At 60.7% G+C, this 18,224-nt stretch carries 18 protein-coding genes; 15 read left to right on the forward strand and 3 right to left on the reverse strand.

The window, feature by feature from the left end; all coding sequences use genetic code 11:
• Window positions 1-15: 15 nt before the first annotated feature.
• Genes JH25_RS06000 through JH25_RS05990 form a run of 3 tightly spaced genes read left to right on the forward strand, consistent with a single transcriptional unit; the run spans window position 16 to window position 2,363 of the window.
• Entirely contained in the window at window positions 16-324 is a 309-nt protein-coding gene (locus JH25_RS06000) for a hypothetical protein (RefSeq protein WP_005790571.1), read from the forward strand.
• 18 nt (window positions 325-342) lie between these two features.
• On the forward strand, window positions 343-1,020 hold the full coding sequence (locus tag JH25_RS05995) for a response regulator (protein WP_005790569.1): 678 nt from the start codon (window positions 343-345) through the stop codon (window positions 1,018-1,020).
• Complete coding sequence (locus JH25_RS05990; protein WP_032879848.1) at window positions 1,017-2,363, forward strand: ATP-binding protein; 1,347 nt, start codon at window positions 1,017-1,019, stop codon at window positions 2,361-2,363. The genes JH25_RS05995 and JH25_RS05990 overlap by 4 nt, the downstream gene beginning before the upstream one ends.
• A gap of 102 nt (window positions 2,364-2,465) precedes the next feature.
• Here the strand turns inward: JH25_RS05990 and JH25_RS05985 are convergent, their stop codons facing one another.
• Window positions 2,466-3,464 carry an AraC family transcriptional regulator gene (locus JH25_RS05985; protein WP_032879850.1) on the reverse strand — a complete coding sequence of 333 codons (999 nt, stop codon included), beginning with the start codon at window positions 3,462-3,464 and terminating at the stop codon, window positions 2,466-2,468.
• A 338-nt stretch (window positions 3,465-3,802) separates the two neighbouring features.
• Here JH25_RS05985 and JH25_RS05980 point away from each other — a divergent pair, with 338 nt between their 5' ends.
• The 3 genes from JH25_RS05980 to JH25_RS05970 all read left to right on the forward strand — a co-directional run bounded on the left by JH25_RS05980 (window position 3,803) and on the right by JH25_RS05970 (window position 6,843).
• Window positions 3,803-5,134 carry a dicarboxylate/amino acid:cation symporter gene (locus JH25_RS05980; protein ID WP_003189258.1) on the forward strand — a complete coding sequence of 444 codons (1,332 nt, stop codon included), beginning with the start codon at window positions 3,803-3,805 and terminating at the stop codon, window positions 5,132-5,134.
• Window positions 5,135-5,275: 141 nt separating this feature from the next.
• The gene (locus JH25_RS05975; protein WP_032879851.1) at window positions 5,276-6,262 is read left to right on the forward strand and encodes an XdhC family protein; all 987 of its coding nucleotides are present in this window, start codon (window positions 5,276-5,278) and stop codon (window positions 6,260-6,262) included.
• A complete protein-coding gene (locus tag JH25_RS05970) occupies window positions 6,259-6,843 on the forward strand; it encodes a nucleotidyltransferase family protein (protein ID WP_032879853.1) in 585 nt (194 codons plus the stop codon). The genes JH25_RS05975 and JH25_RS05970 overlap by 4 nt, the downstream gene beginning before the upstream one ends.
• Before the next feature lie 80 nt (window positions 6,844-6,923).
• On the opposite strand, the gene rne is transcribed toward JH25_RS05970, so the two are convergent.
• Window positions 6,924-10,070, reverse strand: coding sequence for a ribonuclease E (gene rne, locus JH25_RS05965; protein ID WP_201772886.1), 3,147 nt, complete (start codon window positions 10,068-10,070; stop codon window positions 6,924-6,926).
• Window positions 10,071-10,836: 766 nt separating this feature from the next.
• Here rne and rluC point away from each other — a divergent pair.
• The 3 genes from rluC to JH25_RS05950 are packed head-to-tail and all read left to right on the forward strand — an operon-like array spanning window position 10,837 to window position 13,450.
• Entirely contained in the window at window positions 10,837-11,796 is a 960-nt protein-coding gene (gene rluC, locus JH25_RS05960; protein ID WP_005790558.1) for a 23S rRNA pseudouridine(955/2504/2580) synthase RluC, read from the forward strand.
• Complete coding sequence (locus tag JH25_RS05955) at window positions 11,783-12,445, forward strand: HAD-IA family hydrolase (protein WP_032879857.1); 663 nt, start codon at window positions 11,783-11,785, stop codon at window positions 12,443-12,445. The genes rluC and JH25_RS05955 overlap by 14 nt, the downstream gene beginning before the upstream one ends.
• Window positions 12,446-12,466: 21 nt before the next feature.
• Complete coding sequence (locus JH25_RS05950) at window positions 12,467-13,450, forward strand: S49 family peptidase (RefSeq protein ID WP_032879858.1); 984 nt, start codon at window positions 12,467-12,469, stop codon at window positions 13,448-13,450.
• Window positions 13,451-13,522: 72 nt separating this feature from the next.
• Here JH25_RS05950 and JH25_RS05945 read toward each other — a convergent pair whose 3' ends face one another.
• Window positions 13,523-14,101, reverse strand: coding sequence for a Maf family protein (locus JH25_RS05945; RefSeq protein ID WP_032879859.1), 579 nt, complete (start codon window positions 14,099-14,101; stop codon window positions 13,523-13,525).
• Between the two features lie 105 nt (window positions 14,102-14,206).
• On the opposite strand from JH25_RS05945, the gene JH25_RS05940 reads away from it, so the two are divergent.
• From JH25_RS05940 to acpP, 6 genes are all read left to right on the forward strand, one after another.
• Window positions 14,207-14,737, forward strand: a complete 531-nt coding sequence (locus JH25_RS05940; RefSeq protein ID WP_005790551.1) for a YceD family protein — start codon at window positions 14,207-14,209, stop codon at window positions 14,735-14,737.
• A gap of 13 nt (window positions 14,738-14,750) precedes the next feature.
• A complete protein-coding gene (gene rpmF, locus JH25_RS05935; RefSeq protein ID WP_003179396.1) occupies window positions 14,751-14,933 on the forward strand; it encodes a 50S ribosomal protein L32 in 183 nt (60 codons plus the stop codon).
• 4 nt (window positions 14,934-14,937) lie between these two features.
• Complete coding sequence (plsX, locus tag JH25_RS05930; RefSeq protein WP_032879860.1) at window positions 14,938-15,948, forward strand: phosphate acyltransferase PlsX; 1,011 nt, start codon at window positions 14,938-14,940, stop codon at window positions 15,946-15,948.
• A gap of 126 nt (window positions 15,949-16,074) precedes the next feature.
• Complete coding sequence (fabD, locus tag JH25_RS05925) at window positions 16,075-17,013, forward strand: ACP S-malonyltransferase (protein ID WP_032879861.1); 939 nt, start codon at window positions 16,075-16,077, stop codon at window positions 17,011-17,013.
• 24 nt (window positions 17,014-17,037) lie between these two features.
• Window positions 17,038-17,781 carry a 3-oxoacyl-ACP reductase FabG gene (gene fabG, locus JH25_RS05920; RefSeq protein ID WP_005790544.1) on the forward strand — a complete coding sequence of 248 codons (744 nt, stop codon included), beginning with the start codon at window positions 17,038-17,040 and terminating at the stop codon, window positions 17,779-17,781.
• Between the two features lie 191 nt (window positions 17,782-17,972).
• Window positions 17,973-18,209 carry an acyl carrier protein gene (gene acpP / locus JH25_RS05915; protein ID WP_003175607.1) on the forward strand — a complete coding sequence of 79 codons (237 nt, stop codon included), beginning with the start codon at window positions 17,973-17,975 and terminating at the stop codon, window positions 18,207-18,209.
• Window positions 18,210-18,224: the final 15 nt, after the last annotated feature.

An 18,224-nucleotide genomic window follows, 5' to 3' on the forward strand; every position in this document is an offset into this window, starting at 1 on the left:
TATGAGGTAATGACCATGACTGCGATCAAGAAGCTGATGTTGGCGTTAACCATGCTCGGTGCCACCGCCGGCGTGCAGGCCAGTGATGGCGCCTTTGCGGCCTTTGGCGGCGAAAAAACCAGGAAATCCGGCAACCTGATCCATCGTGTCAGCTTCGAAGACGTCGGCACCCAGGCCGCGCCGTGGGGTCAGGCCCTGGGCGTTACCGCTGCGCAACCCGACTATCGCAGCGGCTACACGCACCTGACGGGCCAGTACAATGGCATTAAACTGCGCCCGCAAGACGTGCAGGGCCGCTATGATATCCCTCTGTCGGACAGTTGAATTGCCTTGGAGAGCCTTATGAAATTGCTGGTGGTGGAAGATGAGGCGCTGCTGCGTCATCACCTGTTTACCCGCCTGACCGACAGTGGGCATGTGGTCGAAGCTGTGGCCAATGCCGAGGAAGCCCTGTACCAGACCGGCCAGTTCAACCATGACCTGGCGATCATCGACCTTGGCCTGCCCGGCATGGGTGGCCTGGACCTGATCCGCCAATTGCGTACCCAGGCCAAGACTTTCCCGATCCTGATCCTGACCGCTCGCGGCAACTGGCAGGACAAGGTCGAAGGCCTGGCGGCCGGTGCCGACGACTACGTGGTCAAACCCTTCCAGTTCGAAGAGCTGGAGGCGCGCATGAATGCCTTGCTGCGCCGCTCCAGCGGCTTTACCCAGTCCACTATCATCGCCGGGCCGTTGCTGCTGGACCTCAACCGCAAGCAGGCCTCCCTGGATGAACAGCCGCTGGCGTTGACCGCCTACGAATATCGGATCCTTGAGTACTTGATGCGTCATCATCAACAGGTGGTGGCCAAGGATCGCTTGATGGAGCAGCTCTACCCTGATGATGACGAGCGCGATCCGAACGTGATCGAAGTGCTGGTCGGTCGCCTGCGCCGCAAGCTGGAAGGCCCCGCCGGGTTCAAGCCGATCGATACCGTGCGCGGCTTGGGTTACCTGTTCAATGAGCGCTGCCGTTGATTCGCTCGCTACGTGTGCGCCTGATGCTGGCGGCCGCCACCCTGGCCGTGCTGTTTATGCTCGGCCTGTTGCCGGCCATGCAAGGCGCCTTCAGCCTGGCCCTGCAGGATTCCATCGAGCAGCGTCTGGCGTCGGATGTGACCACCCTGATTTCTGCGGCGCGGGTGGAAAATAACCGCCTGCTGATGCCGGCGCAGTTGCCTGACGAACGTTTCAACCTTACCGACAGCCGCCTGCTCGGCTATATCTACGACCGCGAAGGCCATCTGGTGTGGCGTTCGCGGGCGACCCAGGAAGAAAACATCAACTACAAACCGCGTTACGACGGGCGCGGTAATGAGTTTGCGCGCATCCGCGAGGCCAATGGCCAGGAATTCTTCGTGTATGACGTCGAGGTCCGGTTGCTGGGGGGCAAGAGCGCCGCCTTCAGTATCGTCGCCCTGCAACCGGTGCGTGAGTACCAGTTGACCCTCGAAGGCTTGCGCGAGAACCTTTATCTTGGATTCGGCGCGGCCCTGCTGGTGCTGTTGACGCTGCTGTGGCTGGGCCTGACCTGGGGCCTGCAAGCCTTGCGGCGCCTGAGTCAGGAACTTGACCAGATCGAAGGCGGTACCCGCGAAAGCCTCAGTGAAGAACACCCCCGCGAACTGTTGCGCCTGACCGGCTCGCTCAACCGTTTGCTGCACAGCGAGCGCGAACAGCGTACGCGCTACCGTGACTCCCTTGACGACTTGGCCCACAGTTTGAAAACCCCGCTGGCGGTCTTGCAGGGGGTGAGCGAAGACATGGCCCAGCGTCCCGAAGAGCGCAGCCAGGCGTGGGTATTGCAATCGCAGATTGAGCGCATGAGCCAGCAGATCGGCTACCAATTGCAGCGTGCGAGTCTGCGTAAAAGCGGACTGGTGCGTCACCAGGTACGTCTGGAGCCCGTGCTGCAAAGCCTGTGCGATACGTTGGAGAAGGTTTACCGCGACAAGCGTGTCACCGTCACCTTTGATCTGCCACCTGAGTGCGACGTGCCCATCGAGAAAGGCGCGCTGCTCGAAATGCTCGGCAACCTGCTGGAAAACGCCTATCGCCTGTGCCTCAAGCAAGTGCGAATCAGCTTGGTGGAAAACCTGGACGGCCTTGAGCTGTGTATCGAAGATGATGGCCCAGGCGTGCCACCGGACCAGCGCGCCCGGATCCTGCAAAGGGGCGAACGTCTGGACCGCCAGCACCCGGGGCAGGGCATCGGGTTGGCGGTGGTCAAGGACATCATCGAAAGCTATCACGCGCGTTTGACGTTGGGGGATTCAGCGTTAGGGGGGGTTGCGTTCAGGATTCATTTTCCGGCCTTGTGATCTGCACTGGCCTCTGAATGTATTCACACATCAGATTTTGTAAACCCGATCAACTGTGGGAGCTGGCTTGCCTGCGAAGAGGCCCTCCCAGGCGCTATACCTTTAACTCTCCTGCGCCCTGTAGGCCCCCGGCGTCAACCCCGTCCACTTCTTGAACGCCCGATGAAACGCCGACGGTTCGGAAAACCCCAACTGTTCAGCGATCTCCTGCAAAGACAAATCCGCCCGTCCCAGGTGGTAAATGGCGATATCCCGGCGTAACTCATCCTTCAACGCCTGAAAGCTCGTGCCTTCTTCGCGCAGATGCCGGCGCAGGGTTTGCGGGCTGATGTGCAAATGCTGGGCGACGGCTTCCAGGTCCGGCCAGGGCGTGCGGTCGCGGCTGAGCAAGCGGCGCAACTGGCTGCTCAGGCTGTCGCCTTCATCCGGCCGCGACAGCAAGTCGGCAGGGGAGCGCTGCAAAAAATGCTTGAGAGTGCGTTCATCCTGCAACAACGGCAGGCTCAGGTAGCGGCTGGGAAACACCAGGCTGCTGGTCGGCGCACCGAACACCAAGGGGCAGGGGAACAGCAGGTCGTACTCGCCAGCATGGTCCGGCATCGGGTAACTGAAGGTGGCCTGTTGCAGCCGGATTCGCTGGCCGATCAGCCAACTGCCCAGGCGATGCCAGATCACCAGCAGGCATTCACTGAGGAAGTGATCCGGGTCCCATAGCTGCGAGTCATCCAGGCTCAGCCGCGCCATATCGCCTTCTTTCGTCAGCTGCCAGCGCGGGCCCTGTGGGAATAGGCTATAAAACAATAAGCCGCGTTCCAGAGCCTTTTCCAGCGTGCGGCAGTGGATCAGGGCGTGGCACATCATGGCGAAGGTGCCACGCTTGCTCGGGCCTTCGGCGAACCCCAGGTATTCGTCATCCAGCCCCAGCCAGAGCATTTGCAGCAACCGCGTAAATTGCTCCGGAGCGATACGGGCGCGGGGCTCGGTCAGCAGTTCGGGGCTGATGCCCACCTGCTGCAACAGCCCTGAGTAGTCGTAACCCACACGACGCGCACCGCCGAGGGCGGCTCGGGCGTAGTGACTGGCGATGGTACGTTCACGCATGAAAGGGCCTCATCCATGGAGTGGCGGATGGTAGTCAGACCCCGGCGCGACGGCAAGGCGGATATCCGCCAAATTGTAGGACGAGACGGGGTGGGCGGGCGGAAATCCGCCACCTTGTTCCACGGCTCAAGCGCGTCAATAAACGCCAAGCCCCGATGTTGAAGGGCCTTCAGGGTGTTTAAGCAAAGTGGCACGCTGTTTGCGATAGGGATTGCAGCGCAGGCTCTCTCCTACAGGCTTCGCAAACAACAAATCCCTCCAGTGCAGGAGGGTTCGCAATTCAAGTGTCGTGGGCAATGGCGGATATTTGCCACACGGGACGATTGAGGAACTTTGCAATGACGACTCGTCAGCCAATCTACAAATCCCTGTATTTCCAGGTGATCGTTGCAATCGTTATCGGTATTTTGCTCGGCCACTTCTACCCGCAGACCGGCGTGGCCCTCAAGCCACTGGGTGACGGCTTTATCAAGCTGATCAAAATGGTCATCGCCCCCATCATCTTCTGCACCGTTGTCAGCGGTATCGCTGGCATGCAAAGCATGAAATCGGTCGGCAAAACCGGTGGCTACGCACTGCTGTACTTCGAAATCGTGTCCACCATCGCCTTGCTGATCGGCCTGGTCGTGGTCAACGTTGTGCAGCCGGGCGCCGGCATGCACATCGACGTCGCCACCCTGGACGCTTCCAAAGTGGCGGCCTACGTCACCGCCGGTAAAGACCAGAGCATTGTCGGCTTTATCCTCAACGTCATCCCGAACACCATCGTCGGCGCCTTTGCCAACGGCGACATCCTGCAAGTGCTGATGTTCTCGGTGATCTTCGGTTTCGCCCTGCACCGCCTGGGTGCCTACGGCAAGCCGGTGCTGGACTTCATCGATCGCTTCGCCCACGTGATGTTCAACATCATCAACATGATCATGAAGCTCGCGCCAATCGGTGCCCTGGGCGCCATGGCGTTCACCATCGGTGCCTACGGTGTGGGTTCGCTGGTGCAGCTGGGCCAGTTGATGATCTGCTTCTACATCACCTGCATCCTGTTCGTCGTGCTGGTGCTGGGCGCAATCTGCCGCGCTCACGGTTTCAGCGTGTTGAAACTGATTCGCTACATCCGTGAAGAGCTGCTGATCGTACTGGGTACTTCGTCTTCCGAATCCGCACTGCCGCGTATGCTGATCAAGATGGAGCGCCTGGGTGCGAAGAAGTCCGTCGTCGGGCTGGTGATCCCAACCGGTTACTCCTTCAACCTCGACGGTACGTCGATCTACCTGACCATGGCTGCCGTGTTCATCGCTCAGGCGACCGACACCCACATGGACATCACCCACCAGATCACCCTGCTGCTGGTGCTGCTGCTGTCCTCCAAAGGCGCTGCAGGTGTGACTGGCTCGGGCTTTATTGTCCTGGCTGCCACCCTGTCGGCTGTCGGCCACCTGCCGGTTGCCGGCCTGGCGCTGATCCTGGGTATCGACCGCTTCATGTCCGAAGCCCGTGCCCTGACCAACCTGGTGGGTAACGCCGTAGCCACCATCGTTGTGGCCAAGTGGGTCAAGGAGCTGGACACCGACAAGCTGCAAAGCGAGCTGGCATCCGGTGGTACCGGTATCTCCGAAACTCGCGAGCTCGATGACCTGGGTGTGGCCGAAGGCCCTGCTCCTGTGGTCAAGTAAGCCGCTGATGGCGTGATCTGACGCTTAGGCAATTGGCAAACGCCCCGACTGGTTCGGGGCGTTTGCGTTTGTGCGCGGCCACTTTTTGATTATTTTGCTTTACAGTAAACGACGATTTTTCAACGCTGGCAGGAAGGTTTGATGGACAGTGTGGATTTGAATGTCCTGCGTAGCGTCCTGGAATGGCGCCGCGCCGGGCAGCGCGTGGTGCTGTACAGCGTGGTACAGACCTGGGGCAGCGCGCCGCGCCCTCCGGGGGCGATGCTGGCCTTGCGTGGCGACGGTGTGGTCATTGGTTCTGTGTCCGGAGGCTGCATCGAAGATGACTTGATCGCACGCCTGCAGGACGGGCGGCTGGCGGACGACGGACCACCAGTGCAGCTGGTGACCTACGGCGTCACCCGCGACGAAGCGGCACGTTTTGGCTTGCCGTGTGGCGGCACGCTGCGCCTGACCGAAGAGCGGGTGGATGATTGGGCCTGGGTCGAGCAACTGTTGGCGCGCTGTGAAGACCACCAGGTCGTCGCACGTGAATTGAACCTGGCCACGGGCGCGGTAACCCTGAGCGCTGCGAGCAAGACTGATGTGGTGAGCTTCGACGGCGAACGCCTGCGCGCCATTTACGGCCCGCGCTGGCGGCTGCTGCTGATCGGCGCCGGGCAACTGTCGCGCTACGTCGCCGAAATGGCGCGCTTGCTGGATTTCGAAGTGCTGATCTGCGACCCCCGCGAAGAGTTCGTCTACGGCTGGGAAGAGCAACATGGCCGCTTTGTACCTGGTATGCCCGACGAGGCGGTGTTGAACATCCACACCGATGAGCGCACGGCCATCGTTTGCCTGACCCATGATCCGCGTTTGGATGATATGGCGCTGCTGACGGCGCTGAACTCCGCTGCGTTCTACATCGGCGCCCTGGGTTCGCGGGTCAATACCCAGAAGCGCCGGGAGAACCTGGCGGCGCTGGGCTTGTCGGAGGATGCGATTGCGCGCTTGCACGGGCCGATTGGTTTGCATATCGGCAGCCATACACCGGCGGAGATTGCCCTGTCGTTGATGGCGGAAATTGTCGCGATCAAGAATGGCGTGGCACCGATGCAGAAAAAGCCCCTGGCGGTAGCGGCGCAGTGACCGTTACAGCGATTGTGCTGGCAGCGGGGCAGGGCAGTCGCTTTCGCGCCGAAGCCGGGGCGGATCAAGACAAGTTACTGGCTGCTTGCGTGGGGCTGGATGGCGTTATCCGGCCGGTCATCGAGCAGGTGCTGCGCAACTTGCCTGAGCGTGTTGTAACGCGCTGGCTGGTGACGTCGCCGGGGCGCGGGGAGGTTATCCGCCTGGCAGAGGCTTATGGCTGTCAGGTTGTACTGCTGGACTCGAGCGGGATGGGCGACAGCATTGCGGCCGCGGTCAAGGCCAGCGGTGCAGCGGATGGGTGGCTGGTGGTGTTGGGGGATATGCCGTTTATCCAGTCATCGAGTATCGAGCGGGTTATTGCCAGCGTGGAGGGCATCACTGTGCCGGTATCTGCCGGGCAGTATGGGCACCCGGTGGCTTTCGATCACACGTTTGGGCCGGCGCTGATGGCTCTGAGTGGGGATCGTGGGGCCAAGCCGTTGTTTGCACAAACACAGGTGCGAGAGGTGCAGGTAGATGATCCTGGTGTGCTTTGGGATGTCGATGTGCCGCAACGGTTGAGTTTTACTGCAGGTTAAGTGTGGGAGCTGGCATTCCAAGTAGCCATAAAAAAGCCCCGCCTGATTGCTCAGGCGGGGCTTTTTAGTGGCGGATGGAATCAGACGAGGGGTTTAGGCTCTTCTTCCACGGCCTTGTGCTCTACCGCCTGGGCAGCCGCTGCGGCAGCTGCTTCAGCTTCCTTGCGACGACGACGCACTTCACGCGGGTCGTTCGGCGCACGGCCATTTTCGGTAAGGGCGCTGGCAGGTGCAGCTTCAACCACTGGGGCAGCCACTTCGGCAACCACTGGGGCTTCAACTTCAACCACGGGTGCGGGCTCCACAACCGGCGTCGGCTCAACCACTGGGGCTGGCTCGGCGACGACTTCAGCAACCGGCGTCGGCGCTTCTTCTACCGCAGGGGCAGGCGTTGGCGCATCAACCGGGGCAGCTGGCTCAGCGGTCCACTGGAAGGCGGTCTGTTCTTCGCGAACTTCACGCACAACCGGGGCGGCTTCTTCGGCAACCGGTGTTTCTACAGCCACTTCAACCACTGGCGCAGGCTCGATAACCGGTGCGGGCTCAACAGCAACCACTTCGGTTTCTGGCTGTGCGTCGCGAACCGGAGCAACTTCCACTTGCGCAACCACTGGGGCTTCGATAGGGGTCGTGGCTTCAACAACTGGCGCTTCCACAACCGGCGCTTCAACCACTGGGGTCTGGACAACGGGTGTTTCTACGGCAGCAGTTTCTTCGACAGCGGCGGTAGCACGCTCGGCTTGCTCGTGAGCCTGGGCTTCAGCAGGTGCGCTGATGACCGAGCTGGCGACGGCAGCGGTAACGGCCAAGCCGGCAGCCAGTTCGGCGCCCGTTGGTTCGTTGCTGGCCGCTTCTGCGTTTTCGCCGGCTTCTTCCGAGCCTTCGATCACGTTGCCGTTGGCGTCACGCTGACGCTCACGACGGTTGCTGCGACGACGCTGGCCACGGGAGCGGCGGCGTGGACGATCGCCTTCGGCGTTGTCCTGGCCGTCTTCCTGCAGTTGCTCTTCGCCGGTCAGTACTTCTTCTTCGCTGGCGGCAGCGGCTTGCTCGGCGCGTGGTTGACGCTCTTCACGCGGCGGGCGCGGCTGGCGCTCTTCACGTGGGGCACGCTCTTCACGCGGCTGGCGCGCCGGGCGTTCTTCGGTGGTTGCGGCAGTGGCAGCAGCGACGGCAGGTGCCGCATCCAGCGGCTCGCGCAGTTCACGCACACGCTCTTCACGCTCGCCACGCGGCTTGCGATCTTCGCGCGGGGCACGCGGGGTACGTGGTGCGCGCTCTTCACGCGGTGCACGTTCTTCACGGGCTACGGCCGGGGCTTCTTCACGGGCTTCGCGAGGAGCGCGCTCTTCACGGGGGGCGCGTTCTTCACGCGGTGCACGTTCTTCGCGTGGCTTGCGTTCTTCGTCACGGCGGCCGTTGCGGTTGCGGCTCTGCTGGCGGCCGTTGCGACGCTCTTCGTTGCGCGCCGGGCGCTCGGTGGCAGGCTTTTCAACCACAACCGGGGCGGCAGGCTCTTCCTTGGTGGCGAACAGGCTGACCAGCGACTTCACCAGGCCCTTGAACAGGCTTGGCTCAGGCAGGGCGGCTGGCGCGGCAACCGGGGCGGCGGCTTCGGTCGGTACCGGTGCGTTGGCGCGGGCCGGCGCAGTCTTGACGGCCGCTTCCTGGCGAACCAGGGTGCGGGTCGCAGCGGCTGGCTGGACTTCTTCGACTTCGGCAGCAGCCGCGGCGATTTCATAGCTGGACTGGCCGCTGTGGGCTTCCGGGCTGTCATCACGCAGGCGCTGGACTTCGAAGTGCGGCGTTTCGAGGTGATCGTTCGGCAGGATGACGATACGGGCACGGGTGCGCAGTTCGATCTTGGTGATCGAGTTGCGTTTTTCGTTGAGCAGGAAGGCGGCAACCGGAATCGGCACTTGTGCGCGAACTTCGGCGGTGCGGTCTTTCAGGGCTTCTTCTTCGATCAGGCGCAGGATTGCCAGGGACAGCGATTCAACGTCACGGATGATGCCGGTGCCGTTGCAACGCGGGCACACGATACCGCTGCTCTCACCCAGGGACGGGCGCAGGCGCTGACGGGACATTTCCAGCAGGCCGAAGCGCGAGATACGGCCCACTTGTACGCGGGCACGGTCGGCTTCCAGGCACTCGCGGACTTTCTCTTCCACGGCGCGCTGGTTCTTGGCAGGGGTCATGTCGATGAAGTCGATCACGATCAGGCCGCCGATGTCACGCAGGCGCAGCTGGCGGGCGATTTCTTCAGCCGCTTCCAGGTTGGTCTGCAGGGCGGTTTCTTCGATGTCGCTGCCTTTGGTGGCGCGCGCCGAGTTGATGTCGATGGACACCAGGGCTTCGGTCGGGTCGATGACGATGGAGCCGCCGGAAGGCAGTTCGACCACGCGCTGGAAGGCGGTCTCGATCTGGCTTTCGATCTGGAAACGGTTGAACAGCGGAACGCTGTCTTCGTACAGCTTGATCTTGCTGGCGTACTGCGGCATCACCTGGCGGATGAAGGTCAGGGCTTCGTCCTGGGCTTCAACGCTGTCGATCAGCACTTCGCCGATGTCCTGGCGCAGGTAGTCGCGGATGGCGCGGATGATCACGTTGCTTTCCTGGTAGATCAGGAATGGCGCGGAACGATCCAGGGACGCTTCCTTGATAGCGGTCCACAGTTGCAGCAGGTAGTCGAGGTCCCACTGCATTTCTTCGCTGCTGCGGCCCAGGCCTGCAGTGCGAACGATCAGGCCCATGTCGGCCGGTGCGATCAGGCCGTTCAGCGCTTCGCGCAGTTCGTTGCGCTCTTCGCCTTCGATGCGACGGGAAATACCGCCGGCACGCGGGTTGTTCGGCATCAGGACCAGGTAACGGCCAGCGAGGCTGATGAAGGTGGTCAGGGCGGCGCCCTTGTTGCCACGTTCTTCTTTCTCGACCTGGACGATGACTTCCTGGCCTTCGCTCAGGACGTCCTTGATGTTCACGCGGCCTTCGGGGGCTTTCTTGAAGTATTCGCGGGAGATTTCTTTGAGGGGCAGGAAGCCGTGGCGCTCGGAGCCGAAATCGACAAAGGCAGCCTCAAGGCTTGGTTCGATGCGAGTAATACGGCCTTTATAGATGTTGGCCTTCTTTTGCTCGCGTGCACCGGATTCGATGTCCAGGTCGTAGAGGCGTTGGCCATCTACCAGTGCAACACGCAACTCTTCGGGTTGAGTCGCGTTAATCAGCATTCTTTTCATGTTGTACCGTCGGTTTCCGGGCTGCCGGAAACGGCGTTCGGCACACACGACTTCTCACGGTCGGTGTCAGGTGCGTCAAGAGTGGTTGGCCACTCCAGTGTCCAGCAAAACCTGCCAATTGGGCCGGTATCGCGACGGACGCGTCCTGCTCGTTAGCGGTGGTGACAAAGGCACCACTTCAACAAAAGCTAAGGTCAGGAGGAGGAATCAACCGGCGACTGTGGACGAGATGAAGCGTCTGAAACAAGCCTAGTGCTACACAGTCCGACGGTTGTGCATCTCCACCCTACACGTATCCCTGATAATTCGGGTGCTGCCGCGCGCAGAATCCGCAGCGGGTTGGCATTTACCGTGGGCTCCAATGGGGAGTCCACGCTCATGGCTAAACAAGACTAGGTGTGGGCGACTGCGCTCTCACTCAGCTCTTAACAGGCGTTGTTTCCGAAGCATCTGCCATGGTCTGGCTCAAGACTGACTGCACTTTGTGAACTGGCCGTAAATATCGGCGCAAAACGCGAGTATTCACTCTGCTTTTTGCACTCGCTTCAGGCCTCATGTCACCTGCGCTTGTTACAATCCCGAGCCTTCCAAGGTGGCCGAAGCCCCGTAGGACGGCCTCGCGTCCTGATGAATTGCGATGGTCAGGGCCGGCAATTTGCCGCATGTCCTCTGCCCAGGCCGCTTTTGGCGGCGTTCGCGACTATAGCAGCAATGATTAAGTGCTTCAATTCCATAAAAAATTGTTATCATCGCGGCCATGACGACTACCACCCCCCCGACCCCCAGCGTCCAGCTGCTTGAGGTCTCGCCGGAATATGCCGGCCAACGCATCGACAATTTTCTCCTGGCCCGGCTCAAAGGCGTGCCCAAGACCTTGATTTACCGCATTTTGCGTAAAGGCGAAGTGCGCGTGAACAAGGGGCGGATCAAGCCTGAGTACAAGTTGCAGGCGGGCGATATCGTCCGTGTGCCGCCCGTGCGCGTGCCTGAGCGCGACGAGCCTGTGCCCTTGGCCCAGGGGCTGTTGCAGCGCCTGGAAGCGTCGATTGTCTTCGAAGACAACAAACTGATCGTGATCAACAAGCCGTGCGGCATCGCAGTTCACGGCGGCAGTGGCCTGAACTTCGGCGTGATCGAAGCCTTTCGCCAGTTGCGCCCGGATGCCAAGGAACTGGAGCTGGTCCATCGCCTGGACCGTGATACCTCCGGCCTGTTAATGATCGCCAAGAAGCGCAGCATGTTGCGCCACCTGCACACCGCCCTGCGTGGCGACGGTGTGGACAAGCGCTACATGGCGCTGGTGCGTGGCAATTGGGCCAGCTCGATCAAGAGCGTTCGTGCACCGCTGCAAAAGAGCAACCTGCGTTCCGGTGAGCGTATGGTCGAGGTGGACGAGGAGGGCAAAGAAGCCCTGACCCTGTTCAAGGTACTGCGCCGCTTCGGCGACTTCGCCACCATGGTCGAAGCCAAACCGGTCACTGGTCGTACTCACCAGATACGCGTGCACACCCTGCACGCGGGGCACTGCATTGCCGGTGACACCAAGTACGGTGATGAGGGTTTCTCCAAGGAGATCCGCGATCTGGGCGGTAAACGTCTGTTCCTGCACGCCTACATGCTCACTGTGCCGCTGCCCGATGGTGGCGAGCTGAAATTGCAGGCGCCGGTCGACGAGATGTGGGCCAAGACCGTGGAGCGTTTGAGTGTCGCACCCTGACTACAAACTGCTGATCTTCGATTGGGATGGGACGCTGTGCGATTCCATTGGTCGGATTGTCGAGTCGATGCATATGGCTTCGACTCGCTCGGGTTTTGAGTTGTGCAGCGACATCGCGGTCAAGGGCATCATTGGCCTGGGCTTGCCTGAAGCAATCCGCACGCTTTACCCGCAAATTGCCGACGACGAGCTGATAGCGTTCCGCGAGCACTATGCCGATCACTACATTGCGCTGGAGGCCGAGCCTTCGCCGCTGTTCGACGGTGTGGTGCAGTCGCTGGAGGCTTTGCGTGCCGAGGGCTTTCAGCTGGCGGTCGCCACCGGAAAAGCCCGTCGCGGGCTGGATCGGGTGCTCAAGGCGCATGGCTGGAAAGACTATTTCGACATTACCCGTGCGGCTGATGAAACCGCCAGCAAGCCCCATCCTCTGATGCTGGAGCAGATCCTGGATCATTGCGGTGTATCGCCGCGCCAGGCATTGATGGTGGGTGATGCGTCTTTCGACCTGATGATGGCGCGCAATGCTGGCATGGACAGCGTGGCGGTCAGCTATGGCGCCCAGGCTGCCGAGGCGTTGCAGCAATACGAGCCGAGGCTCACGATTGATCATTTTTCTGAATTGCAGGCCTGGCTCAGCCGGGCCCGATAAGTCTTTGCTGGGGTTGATGGCATGAGTGACGAGTGGAAAGCGCCCGAAAAGGCCGAAAGCAGTGATGATAAAAGCTGGAAGCTGCTGGAGAAGACCCTCCTGGCCAGTGTCCAGGAACAGCGTCGTTCGCGGCGCTGGGGGATTTTTTTCAAGCTGCTGACCTTTGTTTACCTGCTTGGGATGCTGGCGCTGTTCAGTCCGCTGATGGATATGGAAAAAAGCGCTACCCGCGGTAGTCACTACACCGCCCTGATTGAGGTGCGCGGTGTGATTGCCGACAAAGAGCCCGCGAGTGCCGACAATATCGTCACCAGCCTGCGCGCCGCCTTCGAAGACCCCAAGGTCAAGGGCGTGATCCTGCGTATCAACAGTCCTGGCGGCAGCCCTGTGCAGTCGGGCTATGTGTATGACGAGATTCGCCGGCTGCGCGCACTCCATCCGGATACCAAGCTCTACGCGGTAATTTCCGACCTGGGCGCCTCGGGGGCTTATTACATCGCCAGTGCCGCTGACCAGATCTATGCCGATAAGGCCAGCCTGGTGGGCTCCATTGGTGTGACGGCGGCCGGTTACGGTTTTGTCGGCACCATGGAGAAGCTGGGGGTGGAGCGTCGCACCTACACCTCGGGTGAGCACAAGGCGTTCCTGGATCCTTTCCAGCCGCAAAAGGCGGATGAAACCGCGTTTTGGCAGAGCGTGCTCGATACCACTCATCGCCAGTTCATTACCAGCGTCAAGCAGGGCCGTGGTGACCGGTTGAAGGATAAGGATCATCCGGAGTTGTTCTCCGGGTTGGTGTGGTCGGGCGAGCAGGCATTGCCGCTGGGCTTGATTGACGGATTGGGTAGTGCCAGCTCGGTGGCGCGGGATGTGGTTGGCGAGAAGGAGTTGGTGGATTTTACGGTCGAGGAATCGCCGTTTGATCGCTTCTCTAAAAAGCTCGGCGCCAGCGTGGCTGAGAAGCTTGCGCTGTACATGGGCTTCCAAGGCCCGACGCTACGCTGATACCCCGAGCCTGCTGTAGATCAAAAGGTGGGAGGGGGGCTTTCTCCCTCCCGCATTTGGCCGGTGGTGTATTTAAGGGATTTGCACGCCCTCAGCGAGCAGCATATCCACCAGCCGAATCAGCGGCAGCCCGACAAGGCTGGTCGCATCCGGCCCTTCGGTGCTTTGGAACAGGCTCACGCCCAGCCCCTCGGCCTTGAAGCTGCCCGCGCAGTCATAGGGCTGCTCGATCCGCAGGTAGCGCTCAATACGCTCTGCATCCAGCTCGCGCATGGTTACCGTGAAAGGCACGCAGTCGACCTGGCAATGCCCTGTGTTGCTGTTGAGTAGTGCCAGCCCGGTAAGAAAGCTCACACGCTTGCCACTGGCCGCCAACAACTGTTCGCGGGCGTTTTCAAAGGTGTGAGGCTTGCCGATGATCCGGCCTTCCAGTGCAGCGACCTGGTCAGAGCCAATGATTAAATGGCCAGGATGGCTGGCGGCGAGGGCGCGGGCTTTTTCTTCGGCCAGGCGCTTTACCAGTTCGATGGCGGATTCGTCCGGGCGGTGGCTTTCGTCGATATCCGGCGAGCTGCAGGTGAAAGGCAGGTGCAGGCGGCTCAGTAATTCCCGGCGATAAACCGAGCTGGACGCGAGTAATAAAGGCAGCATATACGTCTCCTCAAGGCAGTCATCGATTCTAGCGACGCGACCGGCTGACGCACAGGGCTGAATTTCCTTTGACATGGCTGGGTGCATCCCTATAATGCTGCGCCTATGTTGAATGACCCGATTCCACCTCACGTTGACCCGCGCAAATTGGCTGATCGTGGCACCACCCTTCAAGGTGAAGTGCTGCTGGCCGATTTGGAGAGACTCTGCGACCCGCTTTCCGACACTGTCGGTACGGTGCAGGCTAAATTCGTTTTTGAACGAGATGAACGTAAGTCTGTGGTAATCCACAGCTTTATCGACACCGAAGTCAAAATGGTTTGCCAGCGTTGTCTTGAGCTGGTCACCCTGCCGATCCACAGCGAATGCAGTTATGCTGTGGTGAAAGAGGGTGCGAATACCCAGTCGTTGCCGAAAGGTTATGACGTGCTGGAACTGGGCGAAGATCCATTGGATCTGCATGCACTGATCGAGGAGGAGCTTTTGCTCGCCTTGCCCATTGTGCCTGCTCATCATCCGGAAGAATGCCAGCAGCCGGAGGGTCTCGATGACGAGGCCGAGCCGAGCGAGGACGAGGTAACGCGGTCCAACCCGTTCAGTGTATTGGCGCAGTTAAAGCGTGACCCAAACGTTTAGGAGTTAATCAATTATGGCTGTTCAGCAGAACAAAAAATCCCGCTCTGCCCGTGACATGCGCCGTTCGCACGACGCTCTCGAGGCTAGCACCCTGTCCGTGGAAAAGACCACTGGTGAAGTTCACCTGCGTCACCACGTATCGCCAGAAGGCGTATACCGTGGCCGTAAAGTGATCGACAAGGGCGCTGACGAGTAATCACTTGTCTGCCCAAGTCATCGCGATTGACGCAATGGGCGGGGACTTCGGTCCCCGCAGCATTGTTCAGGCCTGCATTGCCAGCCTGTCTGCTACGCCCTCGCTGCACCTGACCCTCGTCGGTCAACCTACCCTTCTTGAAGAACTGATTGCCAGCCATCCGGCGGTGGATCGTGCGCGCCTGACCATTACGCCCGCCAGCGAAACCATCAGCATGGATGAAAAGCCGGCCGCAGCCTTGCGCGGCAAGCCCGACTCTTCAATGCGTGTGGCTCTTGAGCTGCTGCGTGATGGCAAGGTGCAAGCCTGTGTCAGTGCCGGTAATACAGGGGCGTTGATGGCCTTGTCGCGGCATGTGCTCAAGACCTTGCCGGGTATCGACCGCCCGGCGATGGTGGCGGCGATCCCGACGCAGAAGGGCTATTGCCAGTTGCTGGACCTGGGCGCCAATGTCGATTGCAGTGCCGAGCACCTGTTGCAGTTCGCCGTGATGGGCTCGGTGGCCGCTGAAGCGCTGGGCGTAGCCCGGCCAAGGGTCGCCCTGCTGAATATCGGCACCGAGGACATCAAGGGCAACCAGCAGGTCAAGCTGGCCGCCACGTTGTTGCAAGGCGCGCCGGGCTTGAACTACATAGGTTTTGTCGAAGGTGACGGCTTGTACCGTGGTGAAGCCGACGTGGTGGTGTGTGACGGGTTTGTCGGCAACATCCTGCTCAAGTCGAGCGAGGGCTTGGCAACCATGATTGCCACGCGTATCGAAGCCTTGTTCAAGCAGAGCCTGGTATCGCGCATGGTCGGTGCCCTGGCGCTGCCGTTGATGCGCCGCTTGCAGGCCGACCTGGCACCGGCACGGCACAACGGAGCGAGCTTTCTCGGCTTGCAGGGCATTGTGGTCAAAAGCCACGGCTCGGCCGGCGTGCAGGGGTTTCAAAGTGCGATTGCGCGGGCGTTGATCGAGATACAGGAAAACCTGCCGCAACGCCTGCACGGCCGTCTTGAGGATCTGTTGCCTTAGGCGAATTGGTCCGGGAGTGCTTAAATGTGACCGGCCAGTTCAATTGACCATCCAATCTGTCAGTTTCGCGCGCTCCCACCGTTGGAGTGCGCATTTTTGACGACCAGATCATTAGGGGCTTGTTACATGTCTACATCCCTCGCATTCGTCTTTCCAGGGCAGGGTTCGCAGTCCCTCGGCATGTTGGCCGAGCTGGGCGCGCAATACCCGCTGGTCCTGGATACCTTCAAGGAAGCTTCCGATGCCCTGGGTTACGACCTGTGGGCGCTGACCCAGCAGGGGCCGGAAGAGCAGCTCAATCAAACCGATAAAACCCAGCCGGCCATTCTGACCGCTTCGATCGCCCTGTGGCGCTTGTGGCTGGCAGAAGGTGGGGCGCGTCCGGCATTTGTTGCCGGGCACAGCCTGGGCGAATACAGCGCCCTGGTGGCGGCGGGCAGTCTGACCCTTGGTGAAGCGGTCAAGCTGGTCGAGCGTCGTGGCCAGTTGATGCAAGAAGCCGTTCCGGCCGGGCAGGGCGGCATGGCCGCGATCCTGGGCCTGGATGATGCGGTGGTAATCGAGGCCTGCGCCGAAGCGGCGCAAGGTGAGGTGGTCAGCGCGGTGAACTTCAACTCCCCGGGGCAGGTGGTGATCGCCGGCGCCAAGGCGGCTGTTGAGCGCGCCATCGAAGGCTGCAAGGCCCGGGGTGCCAAGCGTGCACTGCCGTTGCCGGTGAGCGTGCCGTCCCACTGCGAACTGATGCGCCCGGCTGCCGAGCGCTTTGCCGAGTCTATCGCGGCCATCAACTGGCAGGCGCCGCAGATCCCGCTGGTGCAGAACGTCAGCGCGGCCGTGGCTGCCGACCTCGACACCCTCAAGCGCGACCTGCTGGAGCAACTGTACAAGCCGGTGCGCTGGGTTGAATCGGTCCAGACCCTGGCTGCCAACGGCGCCAACGAGTTGGTCGAGTGCGGCCCGGGCAAAGTCCTGGCCGGCCTGAACAAGCGCTGCGCCGACGGTGTGTCGACCGCCAACCTCAATACCCCTGAAGCCTTCGCTGCCGCTCGCGCGGCACTGGCCTGAATCCCGTACTTAGGAGAAGCCTGCATGAGTCTGCAAGGTAAAGTTGCACTGGTTACCGGCGCTAGCCGTGGCATTGGCCAGGCCATCGCCCTGGAGCTGGGCCGTCAGGGCGCCGTTGTGATCGGCACCGCCACTTCCGCCTCGGGCGCCGAGCGTATCGCCGCGACCCTGAAGGAAAACGGCGTGCAGGGTACCGGCCTTGAGCTGAATGTGACCAGCGATGAGTCCGTGGCTGCCGTATTGGCCGAGATCACTGCACAGTTCGGTGCGCCGGCGATTCTGGTGAACAACGCCGGTATCACCCGTGACAACCTGATGATGCGCATGAAAGACGACGAGTGGTACGACGTGGTCGATACCAACCTGAACAGTCTGTTCCGCCTGTCCAAGGGTGTTTTGCGCGGCATGACCAAGGCGCGTTGGGGCCGAATTATCAATATTGGCTCCGTAGTGGGTGCCATGGGCAACGCAGGCCAAGTAAACTACGCTTCCGCCAAGGCCGGTCTGGAAGGTTTCAGCCGTGCACTGGCACGTGAAGTCGGTTCGCGGTCGATTACGGTCAACTCGGTGGCCCCAGGGTTCATCGACACCGATATGACCCGCGAACTGCCGGAAGCACAGCGTGAAGCGTTGCTGACGCAGATTCCGCTGGGCCGTCTGGGCCAGGCTCAAGAGATCGCGAATGTGGTCACTTTCCTGGCATCCGACGGTGCGGCATACGTGACTGGGGCTACAATCCCGGTGAACGGCGGGATGTACATGAGTTAAATTGTGACGGATCGCTTCAAAAAAATGTCATACGAGCTGTCTAAAATCCGTTATAAAGCTGCAACTTAATTTATAGGCAGGTGGCCGACCGGGTACAGGGTGAAGCTTTCAGTTGAAAAGCTGAAATGGCTTTCTATACACTTACCCACTGGCCAGCTGCCTGAATTTGTCCATTAGGAGTTAAACAAGGTATGAGCACCATCGAAGAGCGCGTCAAGAAAATCGTTGCCGAGCAACTGGGCGTTAAGGAAGAAGAAGTGGTCAACACTGCTTCCTTCGTAGAAGACTTGGGTGCCGATTCCCTTGACACCGTTGAGCTGGTGATGGCTCTGGAAGAGGAATTCGAGACCGAAATCCCGGACGAAGAAGCTGAAAAAATCACTACTGTTCAAGCTGCCATCGACTACGTTACCAGCCACCAGGCGTAATAGTTTGTAGTCGTC

Source organism: Pseudomonas sp. BRG-100 (assembly GCF_000737955.1).
Classification (GTDB): domain Bacteria; phylum Pseudomonadota; class Gammaproteobacteria; order Pseudomonadales; family Pseudomonadaceae; genus Aquipseudomonas; species Aquipseudomonas synxantha_A.